Genomic DNA, 15,549 nt, shown 5'->3' on the forward strand with positions numbered 1-15,549 from the left:
AGTATCAGCTCTTTGTGATATTTTAATTTGTGCATCCACAAAATCTTTTACATTTTGATCTATTGCTTTAATAGTCCAACCATGTTCAACTACAGTATTACCACCTTCTACACGTATAATCTTTTCGGTATGCATAAACTTACCAGTGTTTTCGTCTGAAGCAAGCGTAGCAGTAAGTTTATTTAGGAAAGTAACTTTATAATCTTGAAGCATTTCTTCCTTATACACCTGATTTTTTAAATTACAAGCAGTTTCTATTTGCTCTCTTTTTTTATCCCAAAAAGCCGCTGGAGAAGTAATATGATACTTAGCATTAATACCATTCATAGACAAAGCTTTGAATATTAAAGGAACTGCTGTAGAACGATTAAGCCATTCTAGTGAGCCATAGATATCCGGTATAGTATAATAGTCTGTACAAAAAGAATATTTGTTACTGTACATTATTGAATTGGGATATTTGAATGGCTCTTTTACATCAAATAAAGGATAAACCTTTGCTTCAGTTAATGATGATAGACCTTTTAAACTCCAATCAGTTACTATACAATGTGTAGGGTTTGAATCTTTAGCTAACTTATTAATAGCTTTCCTTGCTTTGTTTGGTTGAATATGATGAAGTCTTGTAATCTTTGGAGAAGATACGCGAGAACCTTTGTTAAGTGAGAACTTAGTAAATGTACCTTGAATGTGTTGGTAATCTTCGCATGATGCTAATAGTAATGATTCATAGTCATTACCTTCTAACCACTTTTGAATTTCTGGATTGTCTATCCATTCTCTTATGATTCTATTACCTTCTAACTTCTCTTTATATAAACGTGGACCAAGACCCCAAAGTAGTTCAGTCTTTCTATTTAATAGACCAGGGGCAATGTAGTTGTTCTTAACTGTATTCTTAATAATATCTGGTAGATCATTATTAGAACCATAAGGTAGAATATAGTAATCACCCATGAAGTTAGCATTAAGATCCCAATCAAGAGTATTTCTTTTTAATCTTGTTTCTTCAAAATCACGCGGATTTTCAGCAACTTTAAATGTAAAGGCAATGTCTTCTGTTTGTACTATTGCATCTAAACCAATATGTTCTATCATAACTTAGGCTTTATTGTGTATTCGTTGAATCTCATTAACATTGGTAGGTGAAAGAATCGTTTAGCATCGTTGTTGTTTGAATCTATGTAACCTATCAACTCACTAGAGTTCTTATTCATTCCTTTTTTTAATCCTTTCCTTAATAAACCTCTATCTACTAAAACAAAACCTTTGCTTTCATTAGTGGTTGTGTTTAAACTTTTAAAAGTAAAAGAGAAGTGAATACCTAAATCACTAAGCTCCCTCATTCTCTTTAATGCCTGATACGGTGTTATATTCATAAGGTAATTACCAATTTGATACAAGTATAGGAACATGTACACTCTAATGGTGTGACATGGCACACACAGTTAATACGGTGTACTACGTACTCTTTAATGGTGGGTGGAGCTTTGCTCAAACCCGTGCGGGGTGTCATATATCTACTTTTTAAGGCTAAAAGGTAATTACCCAAACGATTCTGAGCGGGTCGGTGTTTTTAATCAAATAATCATTAATTAAACCCTTTTTAATGGGGTTAATTAATTGATATTGTGATTTTTAACTTTTTAAACATTTTTTTTATGTGTATTTTTTGAACCTTTTTTTATTGTTTTCTTCTTATTTATAAGAGTTTTAAATAATGAAAATGGAGTGAAATTTATGTTTTTTGGAGTGTATTTATTTGCGTATTAATACGCATTTTGTTATCTTTAAGTATTATTAATCACTTAAATATCAATGATATGAGGACACAACGGCAAAACCTACCGAAGAAGCGAAAAAAGCAGATACAAAGATTTTAATTGAAAAATTTAGACACGAACCAATTTTATCAGCAGAGACCAGGATTGAAAAAGTTAAGCATTTTCAAGAACTTTCAAAAAGGTATAATCTACTAAAAGAGAAAGACAACGATTTAAAAATGTTTATGGCTGGAGACGATAAGACAAACACAAAAATCACTTTTCAAAATACACAAGGTTTTAAATTTGAAATTCAAAATACTAATGTAATTGCAATTTTATGCAAGGGAGCAAGTGAAGAACTAAACATTCTTTTAAAAGAAAGCGAAAACGAAGTTTTGACTTTCGAAATATAAACCAAATAAAAAGTCCTAGTGTTCGAGGCTAGGACTTTTTTAAATCACTTAAATTAAACGCCATGACACAAAATATGACATCCAACAGCCACAAAAATACAACTTTTAAATTATCCGACCAAGTAAAAAAAATACTTCAAGAGAAAGGATTTTCAAGCCTTTTTAATTATCAAGATTATGCATATTTCAAAGCAAAAGCAAAAAACGCATTTAATAAATCAGTTGCAATTGCTGAATTTTTTATAAATGAAAATAATGTTAATTCTGATTTTGACGAATATGTTTTTTAATACACGAATCAACACAATATCGGCATTAATTGCCCGCCCAAGATGGAAAAGAAACTATTTAAAACCAAAGATTACTATTTGCGGTAATTGGCTACAAAACGCAGGTTTTGAAGTAGGGGAAAAAGTAGAAATAGAAGTTTACAAAAATAAAATAATTTTAAAGCCTTTAAAAAATGGAAACTAAAAGCCACACAGAACAAACGACACAGGTAAAACCAACGCACAAAGTAAGACGCCAAGAATTAAAAGAAATTTCGAAAATTGCTAAAGGTTTTCAAAATTCAAGTTGTGAAGGAATGACAATAAATGAAATTTTAATAGATGAATTTTACACCGATGAAGAAAACCAAGAATTTAAAACGCTTTTTGATTGGTCAAAAAATGGTTTCAAAGTCTTAAAGGGTTCAAAGTCTTTTTTAATCTGGGGCAAACCTCGAAAATTAAAAGACAAAACCGAAGCCCCAAAACCACAAGCAACGGAAGGAGAAGACGAAAGCGAGTTTTATCCGCTTTGTTACCTATTTTCAAACGCTCAAGTTGTCAAAAAAGATGCTAAAGAGTAGGGATGTACCAAAGGAGTTAAAAAATTTTAACTCCTTGTTTTTTGAATTTCAATATAAATATAATTTAAACCAAGTTTTTGACGATCTACTAACGCTCATTATTTGCACGTTAGCAAGGCAAACACAAGAAAAATTATATTTTGAAACTATTGAAAGGTATCAAAAAAAAGAGATAGACGCATTTTGTAAACTATATGCGGAACTGATGAAAATTTACGCCAAAAGCAAAGCAGATGAAAATTGGTGTGACCCTTTAGGAACCTATTACGAATGTTTAGCAAGTAATTACAAAAAATCAAATTTCGGGCAATTCTTTACACCTCCGAGTTTATGCGATTTAATGGCAAATTTAACGATTGATACAGATAATTTTGGAAAACAAATAAATGACCCTTGTAGCGGAAGCGGTCGCCTGATTTTAGCAGCTAACCAAATTAAAAAAGGGAATTATTTTATTTGTCAAGACCTTGACAGTATATGTTGTAAAATGACAGCAGTAAATTTAGCCTTTCACAATATCAAAGCGGAAGTGCACTGTATGAACTCTTTAATGATGGATAAACCCCGCTTTTCGATAGCAATAAACAACGATTATTGGAAGACTAAAGCCATAAGTGTTTTATACTATCCGAACTATTAAAACGGCTTATTTAAAGCCGTTTTTCTCTTTTAAAAAAAATCGCCCCAAAAGGGGCGGTTTTGTTTTTTTTTTCTTTTTTGGGAGAAATACTAGCGTATTTTTTTAGTTTTATTTTGATTTAATAAAGGAGCAGTGTATTGATAATATAATTCAAACTTTAAGCATTGGCTTTTTTCATATTCTTTGTTTCTTCCTTTTTTCTGCCAACATACAAAACCAAATCTTTGATTACCTGTTTTTTAATTGCAGAAATGAATATTTCCATAGTTTTATAATCTGGTTTTTTATTTTTTATTGGAAGTGAAACCTTATCTGCTTGAATTTTCCTATTACTTATACTATCTCCCCATGAATATTTATAACCTAAACTTTTATTTATACAAGTTGCTAAAAACAATTGATTTAATTTGTTGTTTTCTATACTTTTTGGATATAAAGCCAAGTTATGACTATCGTTAGAATAAAAATCATTTTCTTGATATGTAACAACGAATGTTTTACCACCAATAAAAACACAATTACCTTTATCTAAAAATTTTTCATCATAAGAAATATAAGAACTGATAGCGTTGTTTTCTGAACTTGCACACAAATAAGGTGTTTTTCCGCTATTTTCCACAATATCTCTGGACAAAATATTTTTAGTATTTTTAACTTCAAATATATCTATTACATTAAATTCTTTAAATTCCTCTTCCTCAAAATCCTTTAATACCTTTTCTTCCTGATCAGTTAATGTATAATCTTTTAAACCACTGACTACTAAATAGGCTTCTAACTCGCTAAGACGCTCGGCTTCTAGCTCGGCAATAAAGCTTTCCATAAATTCAAAATCTATTTTATCATTTTTTATTGGAAGTTGTATTTTTGCAATTTTAACTTGTTCTTTTGGGAATTTATCATTCCAAGTACTTCCTTTTCTTATTCTTTGAATTTCAGTTACTATATATAAGGATTGATTTCTAGTTAATTTACTTGTGTCAATAATGATAACCGAATTACCTATAAATTCAGTTGTTTGATAATAACATAAAGGTTGATCTGGATTAATAGATATTTTACCCGCTTTTTCAACTTTATTCTTAAATTTAGCGGGTAATTTGCTTTTGTCAATATAAGCGCTAATGCCATTGCTATGATTCATTTGCTGTACTAGCGGTATAGCATTTGCGTTGCTTTTAGTTACATAAACAAAAGACTCTTTATCAACTACATACATCGACAATCCACGATTAACCATAAATAAATCCCCAATTCTAAATTCACCCCACTTAACTTTTTGTAATTTTTCATTAAGTAGGGTATCTACTTTCCCAAACTATCCTTTTCTTGTTTTAAGATTGTTTCAAATTCCCAAGCCAAATAATCGCTTATGGTTTTTTTAAAATCTTTTATTGTGGGTTTGGTGTCTATGGGTGCCGCTTTATTCCAGTCGGCTCCGTTTGTTGGGTCTATGGTATCTTCGTGATACTCTTTTTCGGTAAAAACAGATAGTTTGCTTTTTCCAAAACGCACGAGGTTTATTACCTCTTCGTAGCGTTCTTTGGCTTGGTTGGTGTCTTTTAGGTTATTAGTAGATTTTTTGCGATTGGTTCTGGTATAACCATCATTAGAAAAATCGATAAACTTTACCCTTTCGTCTGGATGGTGTTTTTCGTACACCTTAAACACATATATATTAGTTTGTACACTGCTTTTTCCTATAAAAATATCTATAGGCATTTTGATACTTGCTATAAGCGTATGTTTTTCTAAAATTCGTTTGCAATAGTCTTTGGCTTTTCCACTACCTGCCGAGTTTTGTATAATGATAGCTGCATAGCCTTTGTGCATCATGCTCAAGGCACGTTCTACAAAGTTCATACCGTTACCATTCGCAGAATACGGAGGATTTAACACAAAAGCATCAGCAGGAAATTTACTGTTGGTAGCCCCAAAACCATAATTTCCATCAAAATCGAGCATCGAGTCTTTATTCAATATATTAGAGCTACCATCTCCCATTAAAATCATATTGAGTATCGCTAACATATAAACACTAGAAAGCAACTCTAAACCAAGCAATTGTTCGGCTTTTATTTTTATTTCTTTTTGGGTTAATTCTTCAGGCGAGGTTATGGTGTTTTTGGCATCAATGAGCATTTCGTTCATAGCGGCAACGAGTAAACCTGCAGAACCCGTTGCAAAATCCCATACAAAAGAATCTTTGTTTACTCGCGCTAGTTTTACTAATAATGAAGCCACATAAGCGGGTGTTAACACAACATCGTTTAGCTTGTCTTGACTAAAGCCCAGCCAACCATACATTTCGTTGAACAATTTTCCTGTAAAATCTGTTGTTAAACCAATTTTATAATAGATACCTAAATCATCAACAATTTTAGTAAACACTCTTTTTAGTTGGCTTTCTCCTTTATCATCAACCTTGTTGATGTTTTCGGTTAAAAGCGTGTTGGATAAAGTTCTTATGATAAGTTCTTTCTTTTCTAGTGGTAACTTTTTTTCATCTAAAAAAGCTTTAATTCTATTAATTATGATATCACCATCACGACCACCAATAAATGTTTGCGATTTTAAATCAGATTTATCAAGAACAGGCACTTTACCAGGTATACCAAGTGTTGCTATAATAGAAGCAGCCACAAGATAGACACGGTCGTTTTCGCCTAATCCTTTTTCATTTTCATAGATATCATGATTTAGTTTTCTTAAACTAATATCAATATCTCTTTCTTTTTCTTCTTTTATACGATCTAATTCTTCTTGCGGTAAGCTTAAATTTTTTACTTTCTCAATAAAAGCATCAAAATTTTCATTTTTAAGAAAAGAAAAATCAGAATAATCATCTACTTTTTGCCCAGCACCAAGGTTGTTTTTAGACACATAATACACCCCAATTTGGTGTTGAATGTTTTCTCTTTCGTCTTTGTAGCCAGTCATACCTATAGCTATAATATCGGTAAAGCTAGTATGATGTAATAGAGCATTGGCATAATGCACCGCTCCGTTTACTGCAAACGAATTGATGTTTTTAAAGTGAGGTTCGCTTTTTGCGGTTTTATTTTCTACCCGATGATTAGCATCAAGTTTAACCAAACTACCTTTATATCCTTTATACTCAATAAGAATAGGATAATAGTTTTGGTTTTTGTCTTGCAAAAGTATTTTTGCATCTGGGCGGTTAGCACCCGTACCACCATTTTTAGTAAAATAGTCAGATAGTGCTTTGTCTATTTCTGTATTTACAGATTCTTGCTCTAATTTATAAGGTAATTTATATGATTTAAGCCAGCCATTTGCTAAATCTGCAATGTTTGGTTCTATTGATTGTGCCATAGTTTTAATTAGTAATTATTTTTTATTTTTTATTGGATGAAAACAGCTTTTGGTATATGAGTAGGTGATGGGATTAACATTAAACTTTGCATACACAAAACTAACTTCAAATTAAGCCTAAATCCGCCATATTGGTAAACTGCGTTTAGCGGTAGTTTTAATAATCAGTAAAATATTTGTCAAAGTTTTCTTTAACTTCTTTTAAGTGTGCATATACTGGCCGTTTTTCTTTTAGAGCCACAATACATATAACTTCAAAATTCTTTTTTATTTTCGATAAGTAAAAGAGATTTAACATATTTGAAATATAAGTTTTGTCCCTAATATCTAACTCATCGTAATGAAGTTTATCATTTATTGCAACGATTCTGTATAGGATCGCTAAATAATTATCTAAATATTCGTCTGTAGAAAGTAGATCTCCATTGAGAACCATTTGTTTTAGCGCTTCTGTACCTTTCAAACCATTATATTCTATCATAAAAAAATCTTCTTTACATTCATTATATAAATTATGTAAAATTTCTGCATTAGACTTTAATCTATTTTGCTTTATTTCATTGTTTAGTGCTTTTGCTTGTATCTGGTTGGCTTTGAACTGCTCCTTAAAAGATAAGTAAACTAAAATGGCTCCTAAAATATTTATTAGAGGTGCTGTGATTCCGCCAATTGTGTCACCAATTTGTCCTGTCTGTGTCAGGTCGAGATTTGTACTAAATGCTTTTCTTGTAAATAACCATACTGATATAAAACAAACTAGCAAAAGAGCGATAGTTAAGTAGACAATTTTTTTATCTTTCATAATTGGGACTTGATTTTTAACGAATGTAGCGAAAACTTGATGCGAATCGTTAATTAAACTAAATTCCAGACATCTCAAAATGGTGGTTAGGAGTTGCGTTTATCATCAAAATTATTCTTTTCAATCAATTTATTTACTAATTCTTTGAAGACTAAATCTCGTCTGTCGAAAGCTTTTTTTGTTCCAATTACGGAGCCGTCTTTGGTAAGCATATAATTTAGTACCCATTCTTTGGATTCGTCTAAAGTAAATTGAATTTTTTCGGCATCAAACATATTTTTGGAAGTTTCAATTTTCGTTTTGATTGTTGTAAGCTTTTCAGGACTGAATGAGTTTATAACTTCATCAGGATTGTTAGAAACAACCAAAAGCTCTATAAAAATTTCCTCATCATGAATTTCCATAATGAATGTTATAGGTCGCAACTTCGGTATAGCTTTTTTAACCATGTTCATCACACTAACTCGTAATAGTTTATAAAACTTTGCAATATCTTCACCAATGGCTTCACCAATTTTTTCCGGAATCTTACTAGCAATAATCCCCATGGAAGTAGCAATTATAGAAGTAATTTTAATAACGAGTTCTGGATCTGGAATATGAGATTTTCGAATAAGCATTATACTAGAAAATTCTTCCCCAGATTCTATTTTAAGATTCTGTATGAATTCTTCATAAGCTTCAATGCCATCAAAATTTACAGGATCTGTATTAATTTCAATTACATCGTTTGGTTTCGGTTTTGATTCTACAAAAGGTTTTGGATTATTTTCAAAATATTCTTTGTAAAGAATGCTACCGTCTTCAAGTATAGTTTCTTGTCTTATGTTTAAAAATTCTTTATATGCAACTAGATAATGTGCTCCATCCTTTCCTTCAATTACTTCAGCATCTGTTATTCTTCCAAGTGGAGGAAATGACATATTATGTTCCAACCCTAATCTTACATTTCGGTCAGAATTAAGAGCGTCTAGAGATTTTACTAGACTTTCTTTTGTCATTACCATTCCGTGTTTATCAATATTAGTTGAAGACAAAACAATTTGTTCTCTTTCCATTTTGTGTTTTTTATAGGTTTTCTTAAGGTTGCTACTAATGTTTTGGGTGTATGAGAAGTAGCGGATTAAAAAGCACTTCACTTTGGTTTTGGCACTGACTTTTGTTAAAAGGACTTACCATTGATTTAGCACTGAAGCCGCTATTTCTTATAACCGCTGTTATGCAACGTTTTCTATTCTATTTTTGACATTGGTATTGCACAAATTTGTTTCGTTATATGACTTACCATCAAATAAAAAAATTGATTTGGACAAGAATTTACTGCTTCCTGAATTAAAGCTTGGTATTTTCCTTTCAAAATTTCGTTATTAAGTGTAGGTCGATATCTCGCAACTGTACCAATGTAGTAAGCAAAGGCTAAAGTAGCTGAAAGTCTATGCAACCTGCTAGGTTCCAAATTCAGATAATTTCGATATCCCATTCTTGTAATCATTGGATTAATTCTCAAAGGTTCAATGTCTTTACAAATTCTTTCATAAGCCATTTTAAGACTTTTAACTGAAGTGTTCGTATAATTAAAACACAGTTTAGATTTAAAATACTTTTTACCACTATCAGAATCACATTCTATAGGTATTAATTTATCCTTAAAAACCCCTTTTAAGAGTTTATCGGTTTTCATTATTTTATCAAATTTTTTTTCATAAGATAACGTATAAAATATTTTTTTTCGGTTTGTGTTAGTTCTAATAATTACTTCAACAGGTAAGTGTTTTCTTTTTGTTTCTGGGAAAAGTTTTAAAGCATATCCAATTTCGTGAACCTCAATAAGCTCTCTTAAAATATCCTCAAGTCTCAACTCTAGACCTTCGCTATTATTTATTTCAATGCCAATTGTTTTAGCAAATTCGTGAAATATTGAGATTCCTGTATCTCCAATTGGAGTCAGTTTGAGGTTTATTTTCTTGTCTGATGGTAAAGACAGACCGTGATGCTCCATTTGTGTTTCAAGGTCATAACCATTAACAAGTAAGTAAGTTTTGACTAAATTGATAAAAGAATAATAGATTAATGTGCCTTTTGAAGGCATTCTAGCGTAATTCGATGAATTATGAAACTCTTCAGCTAATTCTGCGAAATATTTAGCTTTAATAAACAGTTTTCTTTGCTTTGCTCTATCTCTTTTTATTCCATTTATTTTCTCGTCAAGCCAAGCTTGTAAATAACTAAATGGGTCAGAAGTCAAAATGAAAGGTGCACTAGATTCATTCCCAAACTGGAAATATTTAACAGCTTTGTAATCCTGTCGTACTTGTTCACCTAATTCAACTTCAATTGGATTCATTGGTTTTTTTTAAATGTTGCATAACTTAAATATATACGAAACTGTAAAAACAGATTCAGTTATTTTATTAATATTCAGTATATTATTAGAGTATGATTAAACGAACAAAATTCGTTTTTATTTTTAATACTTAGAGCAAATATATACTTTTATTATTATAATTTTCTTACAGACTCATTATTTTTCTAATGGGTAGATACTAATAAATATTTAATTTTTCTAAATAACTGTAGGATCACTCATATTAAATTCTCCTTCAGAAGTTACAAACTTGGTCCATGTTGGTCGCATTACTAAATATTTGAAAGCATCTGAATAATTGGTAGAATACATTGGTCGCAAATGCATAGCTAATTTTTCAGAAGATTTGTCTTTATATATTTTTGATGCTCCAGTTCTATCTCTTCGATTGTCAATTTTTGTCAACTCAATAGAACTTTTTACACTTTTACAATTGAATTTGTCAATTTTTAATTTTGGTAAACCTTTCACAGTTTCGCCCATCATTCCTTTAACAAAATTATACTCATCTTCTTGCAAAATTGTTCCTTGGCCAACGCTCATTAATTCAACATACCAACCGGTAGAGTTTCCAAATTCATCATACTCAATTGCTTTTTTTAGCGCAGAAGCCCAATCTCGTTTGGTATTTGCGTTTTGATTTCCCGAACGGTCATAATACAATTTTAGTTTTTTTAATTTATGATATTTATAGTATTCTCTATACTGTTTTCCCAATTGTATTTCATTCTCTGGAGCAAGCGTATGAAATTCTTTTAATAAATATAAATATTCTCCTCTAGGTTGTGCTGTAACCATACTGCACATTCCTCCAAAATCTACACCCGCTTCTAATTCTTGATTATGATCAATATATCTTAAAGCTAGTGAGCTTTCTTCAATGGTATCTAAAATTCCAAATTTATCGTAATAAGAATTGATAGTTCCATCTTCAAAAAAATGATGCTCTCCAAGATTGCCATAAAATTTTTCACCTTTTGTTAAATTGACTTTAAAGGACAAAATAGCACTTTTAAATTCTTCGATTCCAAGAGCTTTTAAACTGTCTTTAAAAAATCCTTGCGTTAAAACATCCACATTTACAAAAGAAGAAACAACATAAAAAAACGTCAAATCTTTACGAGCTCTTATCCAACGCTCTCGCCATCTAGCTAAATTTCGTCTTAATTGCTCAACCTTGATTTTATCATTGTCTTTTTGTGAGTTATACAATTCAAGGTTAATTTCATTTAACACCAGGGCACAATTCAAAGCCAATTTCACCTGGTCTAAGTCCATGTCTTTTTCATGCTGCATTATCCAATCTTCATCACCATCTAAAATATTAGGCATATCGGTTGTAAAAGTTCGACCTCTATAAAAAACAGAATGGCCAAACTGTGCATATTCTCCACGAATTGCTGGATTAAGTTTTTTAAGTTTTTGAAATTTTAACAAACGAGCTTCATCCCCAAAAATATGTTGAAATGAATCTCCAGCCAAACCTGAAGGTTGATCTAAACTTCCAAGACTAAACATACATCCATTGTAAATAGATATGGTATGTTTGAAACTTTCGACTGGCTTGTAATTTAATTTAAAATGATTTGGAGGTCTTTTGTCTGTTACATAATGAATTCCTTCTTTCCATCCTTCACGGTTCCAACCCTCAATGAGTGTTGGAACTACATTACGCATTGCATTTACATACGTATCAGAAACAAATACACTACGACTGCGTGGCATATCTTCTACAACATTAATAGATCGCTTTGCAATTATTTCTGATGTTTTGGCAGTTGCACGACCAGCAATTCCGTAAAAATCTTTTGGCTGAATTAAATCTACTAAAATCGTAAACCAATTGGCATAAATAGATTCTATATTTATGTCATCAGCCTTTACGTGGGTTTTCCGACTCATCTTGAAATATTTTTAATTCATAACCTGGAACTAAGGCTTCTTGTTTAATTCTATTTTTTTCTTTTTCTGTAAGTTCGGGTAATAGATCAATCATTTTTCCTAATTTTTGTCTATCTACAGTACCAAATTCAAAAATTGAGGCATCTAAACTGTATAGTTTAACCGGTCTTCTAAATAATTCTTCAGGAAGTTTTTCTTCATCTGGTTCGTTAACACCTCTCACAGAAATGATATCAAGAATCATTTTTGATATTTTAGCGGCATCATTTATATCTTTCATATTCAACATAGCAAAGTGAATTACTTTGTCTAGTTTTTCAGCATAAATGTTTCTCCAAGCCATTTTAGAAACTACAGCATCTTTATAAAAATATTCGCGAGCTTCAGCAATTATATTTTTTGCTTTGTATCTGGATAGCCCATCTACTAGCATTAAATGCTTGATGATTGATTCATCGTTTGCAAACTGATCTATTCGCATAAGCATACCACGAACTTTGTCCAATAGCTCCAAGTATTCTGCAATACCAGGAGGAGCATTTTCCAAAGAACCATGTTCCATGAAATCATAAATGTCTTGTAATGTTATATCTTCAATTTTCATCTCCAAAAAGGCATTTGTTTCTTGTATTTATAATTTCAATTTCTTTGCTTTCTTTTAGGAAAATTTGTGCTGCAGTAATATTGCCACTTTCTGCCAATTCTTTTTGCTTATTCATAATATTGAATTGACTTACTAATTTTCCTCTCTCATAAGATTGTCGAACTTCTGATTCTTTATTATTCCAGATTTCTACGAACGCTTTTTTATCTACATCTAAATACAATGCAATTTGTAGAAGGCTATAATTAACAGCCGCTAAATCGTGAATGTTTGTGTATTCTTCTTCAGAAAATTTTAGAGGTAAGTAGTTCATTAATAAGTTTTCAAATTAGCATTTGTAAAAAGTTCTTTTCTAAAATCATACAATCCCTTACTATTTGCAAAAAGGTATTGTTCATAGTGTGCATTTTCGCTCCAGTTTCCAGAACCTTCAACGACAAAATGAAAATCTGCTGTTTTCATAATACACACTTTTGCATGTGACCAGGCATAAACTGCTTTTATATTTCCTCTTGAGCTACATAATGCTTTTAAATGTTCTATTGTAGTAGGATTTCGTTTAATCATACTATCGGAAATCATTATTGTTATTTGCTCAATCATTCCTTTGTCGTGCATTTCTACCAAAGCATCAATAACTCTGCGTGAAATAGAGTAGGTGCAAGCATGTAATTCCTTAATAGGAAACATTCGTGCAATCATAGGAATAAAAGTAAAAGCATTAAAAGCCTTATCACTTTGTAAAAAGAAAAACTCATCAACACTTGGCAGTCTGTTTAAATCTTGATCTAAAGAACTAATCTTTTGAAAATGATTTGCAACATATTTACTGGTCCAGAGCTCTGATGGTTTTTCTTCCTTTTCCTTTTTTAAGTTTTTATAATCAAATAGTTTATTCACTCACTCCTAATTTTTGTTTAACTAGATTTAGTTTGAATTCACGATTTAAAATTAAACGATTAACGTTTAAAATTTTAGTTTCATCACCAGATGCTTTTTCAATTTTTTTAGTTTGATCATGAAAATATTTACTAGATGAATTAATGAATTTTAGACATTCGTCTTTTGTCATATTTTCAACCTCTCTAGTAATAATTGTTTGTGCAAATAAAGGATGCTCACCTAATAATTTTCCATTTTCTTTGTAGTATTGCAATTCTTTGTGAAGAGCTAAATTTTCATTGTAGTCTTCTTCTACTAATTTTGCCAATTCATCTTCTTCAACTTTCGGAAGTTCTAAAGTCTTATCTAGTACTTGCTGTAGTTTTGCGTGATTCTCTTCATATCTTTTGAATGCAGCAACTTTTCGACCTACAACTGTATGAAGTATATCAGGACAATTTTTATCGTTTAAGAAAGGATATTCTTCTCTTAGTGGTTGATGTTTTGATTTTGTTGTGTTTTCAGTTTCTAAACCTTTTAAATATTCTTGATGCTCTGGAGAATTTAAAATAGTAGTTAATTCTTCCATTAAAATTTCAGTAATTTCACCTCTAATAATTAATTCAAAAGATTCATCTTTTAAAACAATTTCAATAATTTCCTCTAATCCAGCAACACGATTTTCGACTTGACTATTTTTAGCCCATTCTCTTAATTGATCTTGATTCATATCTAAAATGAATTGAGGAATTACTTGAGGCTCATCATCACCAACAACTTTCATTTTTGGAGAAGCTTGTGGTTTTGCTTTTACTAAATCAATATCAGTAATCGCACAAAGTTTTTTCAAATCATATAAAAGAAACTCTAAATTAGAATCAGAAAAACCAACTCTATTTAATTTTTGCAATTGAAAATCTTCTTTGTTTGGCAATTTTTTGTAAAGCCCCAAAGCTTTATTGAATTGCTCATATTTACTTTTTGGTAAACTCACCAAAAATAATATGACTGCTGCTTTAATATTTTGTGACATAACTATTACTTAGTTTATTTATTTCAAAGATGGTAATTACCTTTTTTTTTTCGTGTGACATGGTGTACACATAAAAAAAGCCTCTGATTAACAGAGGCTTCTTAACATTAAACAAAAAACTATTTAACTACGAGATAATTCAATAAAATAGGCTGTTGTTCCTGCGTTAACAACCATAAAATTGATAACAGCATTTTCTAAGGCTGTCCAAGTAGTTCCATTTAATAAAACTACAGTAACAAGATTAGAAGGTCCAGAATCTAATGTTGCTGGATCACTACCACCTTGACCAATTAATGTGATAGTTTGTTTTTGATACATTCCTGTAAAATCAAATTCTATTGGAACCGAGGTTGATAAAGCAGGCAACTTATAATTATATCCATTATTAATATTTATAGGCACTGCCGAAATATCGGTTACAATAAAAGGATGAGCTAATACTACATCGCCTTCATAATGTTTAGGTACTAAACTTGTTTTCGCAAAAGCTTCAAAGTTAAACGTATGGAACCTTCCATCGTTATTGTCCGTTTTAGAAGGCTTTAATTGTAATGGAGCACAAGGAGTTCCCATTACTTCATAAAAATCTTCTTGACAAGCTCTATGTAATATAATTACATTTTTGCCAAGTAAATTTTGGGTAAGCTCTTTAACAGCTAAACCATTACCAGGATGTTGCATCATATATTTCTGAGAAATATTTATGGAGTCTTCATCACCATCACTTTCATAAGGAGCTTCTGTTTTAGATTTTGTTCCGTAAACAGTAATAGGGTATTTACCTGATTTCATTAAAAAATTACCTATCATTTTTACTCCGTTTGGATCACTTGGAGGAAAAACTGCAATATCTTCTACAATCATTATAATTGTATCTCCTTTTGGAGCACCAGAGCCAGGACTAATCCCGCTCTGTTTTGCTAAATTTGGAAATGTATACATTTTCTATT

18 protein-coding genes and 1 pseudogene are annotated in these 15,549 nt (G+C 31.0%); 5 read left to right on the forward strand and 14 right to left on the reverse strand.

Features of this window, described 5'->3' with window-relative positions; translation table 11 throughout:
- Positions 1-1,098: hypothetical protein (locus AACZ53_RS03715; RefSeq protein WP_339834905.1), on the reverse strand; the 1,098-nt coding region annotated here is incomplete at its 3' end.
- Complete coding sequence (locus tag AACZ53_RS03720) at positions 1,095-1,379, reverse strand: hypothetical protein (RefSeq protein WP_339834907.1); 285 nt, start codon at positions 1,377-1,379, stop codon at positions 1,095-1,097. The genes AACZ53_RS03720 and AACZ53_RS03715, both read right to left, overlap by 4 nt.
- Positions 1,380-2,008: 629 nt before the next feature.
- On the opposite strand from AACZ53_RS03720, the gene AACZ53_RS03725 reads away from it, so the two are divergent.
- The 5 genes from AACZ53_RS03725 (at position 2,009) to AACZ53_RS03745 (ending at position 3,672) form a co-directional block, all read left to right on the forward strand.
- On the forward strand, positions 2,009-2,179 hold the full coding sequence (locus AACZ53_RS03725) for a hypothetical protein (RefSeq protein WP_339834909.1): 171 nt from the start codon (positions 2,009-2,011) through the stop codon (positions 2,177-2,179).
- A 74-nt stretch (positions 2,180-2,253) separates the two neighbouring features.
- The gene (locus AACZ53_RS03730; protein WP_339834910.1) at positions 2,254-2,469 is read left to right on the forward strand and encodes a hypothetical protein; all 216 of its coding nucleotides are present in this window, start codon (positions 2,254-2,256) and stop codon (positions 2,467-2,469) included.
- Entirely contained in the window at positions 2,459-2,653 is a 195-nt protein-coding gene (locus tag AACZ53_RS03735) for a SymE family type I addiction module toxin (RefSeq protein ID WP_339834912.1), read from the forward strand. The genes AACZ53_RS03730 and AACZ53_RS03735 overlap by 11 nt, the downstream gene beginning before the upstream one ends.
- The gene (locus tag AACZ53_RS03740; protein WP_339834914.1) at positions 2,643-3,032 is read left to right on the forward strand and encodes a hypothetical protein; all 390 of its coding nucleotides are present in this window, start codon (positions 2,643-2,645) and stop codon (positions 3,030-3,032) included. The genes AACZ53_RS03735 and AACZ53_RS03740 overlap by 11 nt, the downstream gene beginning before the upstream one ends.
- Entirely contained in the window at positions 3,007-3,672 is a 666-nt protein-coding gene (locus AACZ53_RS03745; RefSeq protein WP_339834915.1) for an N-6 DNA methylase, read from the forward strand. The genes AACZ53_RS03740 and AACZ53_RS03745 overlap by 26 nt, the downstream gene beginning before the upstream one ends.
- Positions 3,673-3,829: 157 nt before the next feature.
- Here the strand turns inward: AACZ53_RS03745 and AACZ53_RS03750 are convergent, their stop codons facing one another.
- From AACZ53_RS03750 to AACZ53_RS03805, 12 genes and pseudogenes are all read right to left on the reverse strand, one after another.
- The gene (locus AACZ53_RS03750; protein WP_339834964.1) at positions 3,830-4,483 is read right to left on the reverse strand and encodes a restriction endonuclease subunit S; all 654 of its coding nucleotides are present in this window, start codon (positions 4,481-4,483) and stop codon (positions 3,830-3,832) included.
- A pseudogene (locus AACZ53_RS03755) lies at positions 4,457-4,936 on the reverse strand (hypothetical protein); the annotation flags it as partial. The pseudogene AACZ53_RS03755 and the gene AACZ53_RS03750, both read right to left, overlap by 27 nt.
- 41 nt (positions 4,937-4,977) lie before the next feature.
- Positions 4,978-7,008, reverse strand: a complete 2,031-nt coding sequence (locus tag AACZ53_RS03760) for an N-6 DNA methylase (RefSeq protein ID WP_339834916.1) — start codon at positions 7,006-7,008, stop codon at positions 4,978-4,980.
- A 157-nt stretch (positions 7,009-7,165) separates the two neighbouring features.
- The gene (locus AACZ53_RS03765) at positions 7,166-7,810 is read right to left on the reverse strand and encodes a hypothetical protein (protein ID WP_339834917.1); all 645 of its coding nucleotides are present in this window, start codon (positions 7,808-7,810) and stop codon (positions 7,166-7,168) included.
- Between the two features lie 86 nt (positions 7,811-7,896).
- On the reverse strand, positions 7,897-8,868 hold the full coding sequence (locus AACZ53_RS03770; RefSeq protein ID WP_339834919.1) for a hypothetical protein: 972 nt from the start codon (positions 8,866-8,868) through the stop codon (positions 7,897-7,899).
- A gap of 173 nt (positions 8,869-9,041) precedes the next feature.
- Positions 9,042-10,154: a YaaC family protein gene (locus AACZ53_RS03775; protein WP_339834921.1), complete on the reverse strand. Its 1,113-nt coding sequence runs from the start codon at positions 10,152-10,154 to the stop codon at positions 9,042-9,044.
- A gap of 219 nt (positions 10,155-10,373) precedes the next feature.
- Positions 10,374-12,077, reverse strand: a complete 1,704-nt coding sequence (locus AACZ53_RS03780; RefSeq protein ID WP_339834922.1) for a hypothetical protein — start codon at positions 12,075-12,077, stop codon at positions 10,374-10,376.
- Positions 12,049-12,681 carry a hypothetical protein gene (locus AACZ53_RS03785; RefSeq protein ID WP_339834924.1) on the reverse strand — a complete coding sequence of 211 codons (633 nt, stop codon included), beginning with the start codon at positions 12,679-12,681 and terminating at the stop codon, positions 12,049-12,051. The genes AACZ53_RS03780 and AACZ53_RS03785 overlap by 29 nt, the downstream gene beginning before the upstream one ends.
- Positions 12,671-12,994, reverse strand: coding sequence for a hypothetical protein (locus AACZ53_RS03790; RefSeq protein WP_339834926.1), 324 nt, complete (start codon positions 12,992-12,994; stop codon positions 12,671-12,673). Before AACZ53_RS03790 ends, AACZ53_RS03785 begins: the two co-directional genes overlap by 11 nt.
- Positions 12,994-13,581 carry a phospholipase D-like domain-containing protein gene (locus AACZ53_RS03795; protein WP_339834928.1) on the reverse strand — a complete coding sequence of 196 codons (588 nt, stop codon included), beginning with the start codon at positions 13,579-13,581 and terminating at the stop codon, positions 12,994-12,996. Before AACZ53_RS03795 ends, AACZ53_RS03790 begins: the two co-directional genes overlap by 1 nt.
- The gene (locus tag AACZ53_RS03800) at positions 13,574-14,596 is read right to left on the reverse strand and encodes a hypothetical protein (protein ID WP_339834930.1); all 1,023 of its coding nucleotides are present in this window, start codon (positions 14,594-14,596) and stop codon (positions 13,574-13,576) included. Before AACZ53_RS03800 ends, AACZ53_RS03795 begins: the two co-directional genes overlap by 8 nt.
- Positions 14,597-14,719: 123 nt before the next feature.
- Positions 14,720-15,541, reverse strand: a complete 822-nt coding sequence (locus AACZ53_RS03805; RefSeq protein WP_339834932.1) for a hypothetical protein — start codon at positions 15,539-15,541, stop codon at positions 14,720-14,722.
- Between the last annotated feature and the right edge of the window lie 8 nt (positions 15,542-15,549).

It is taken from the genome of uncultured Flavobacterium sp. (assembly GCF_963975005.1).
GTDB lineage: Bacteria > Bacteroidota > Bacteroidia > Flavobacteriales > Flavobacteriaceae > Flavobacterium.

Excerpts from the sequence above, each read along its gene's own strand:
- AACZ53_RS03805 (WP_339834932.1), bottom strand. The coding sequence starts at position 15,541 with ATGTATACATTTCCAAATTTAGCAAAACAGAGCGGGATTAGTCCTGGC.
- AACZ53_RS03730 (WP_339834910.1), top strand. The coding sequence starts at position 2,254 with ATGACATCCAACAGCCACAAAAATACAACTTTTAAATTATCCGACCAA.
- AACZ53_RS03720 (WP_339834907.1), bottom strand. The coding sequence starts at position 1,379 with ATGAATATAACACCGTATCAGGCATTAAAGAGAATGAGGGAGCTTAGT.
- AACZ53_RS03775 (WP_339834921.1), bottom strand. The coding sequence starts at position 10,154 with ATGAATCCAATTGAAGTTGAATTAGGTGAACAAGTACGACAGGATTAC.
- AACZ53_RS03800 (WP_339834930.1), bottom strand. The coding sequence starts at position 14,596 with ATGTCACAAAATATTAAAGCAGCAGTCATATTATTTTTGGTGAGTTTA.
- AACZ53_RS03725 (WP_339834909.1), top strand. The coding sequence starts at position 2,009 with ATGGCTGGAGACGATAAGACAAACACAAAAATCACTTTTCAAAATACA.
- AACZ53_RS03780 (WP_339834922.1), bottom strand. The coding sequence starts at position 12,077 with ATGAGTCGGAAAACCCACGTAAAGGCTGATGACATAAATATAGAATCT.
- AACZ53_RS03740 (WP_339834914.1), top strand. The coding sequence starts at position 2,643 with ATGGAAACTAAAAGCCACACAGAACAAACGACACAGGTAAAACCAACG.
- AACZ53_RS03785 (WP_339834924.1), bottom strand. The coding sequence starts at position 12,681 with ATGAAAATTGAAGATATAACATTACAAGACATTTATGATTTCATGGAA.
- AACZ53_RS03765 (WP_339834917.1), bottom strand. The coding sequence starts at position 7,810 with ATGAAAGATAAAAAAATTGTCTACTTAACTATCGCTCTTTTGCTAGTT.
- AACZ53_RS03770 (WP_339834919.1), bottom strand. The coding sequence starts at position 8,868 with ATGGAAAGAGAACAAATTGTTTTGTCTTCAACTAATATTGATAAACAC.
- AACZ53_RS03735 (WP_339834912.1), top strand. The coding sequence starts at position 2,459 with ATGTTTTTTAATACACGAATCAACACAATATCGGCATTAATTGCCCGC.
- AACZ53_RS03760 (WP_339834916.1), bottom strand. The coding sequence starts at position 7,008 with ATGGCACAATCAATAGAACCAAACATTGCAGATTTAGCAAATGGCTGG.
- AACZ53_RS03790 (WP_339834926.1), bottom strand. The coding sequence starts at position 12,994 with ATGAACTACTTACCTCTAAAATTTTCTGAAGAAGAATACACAAACATT.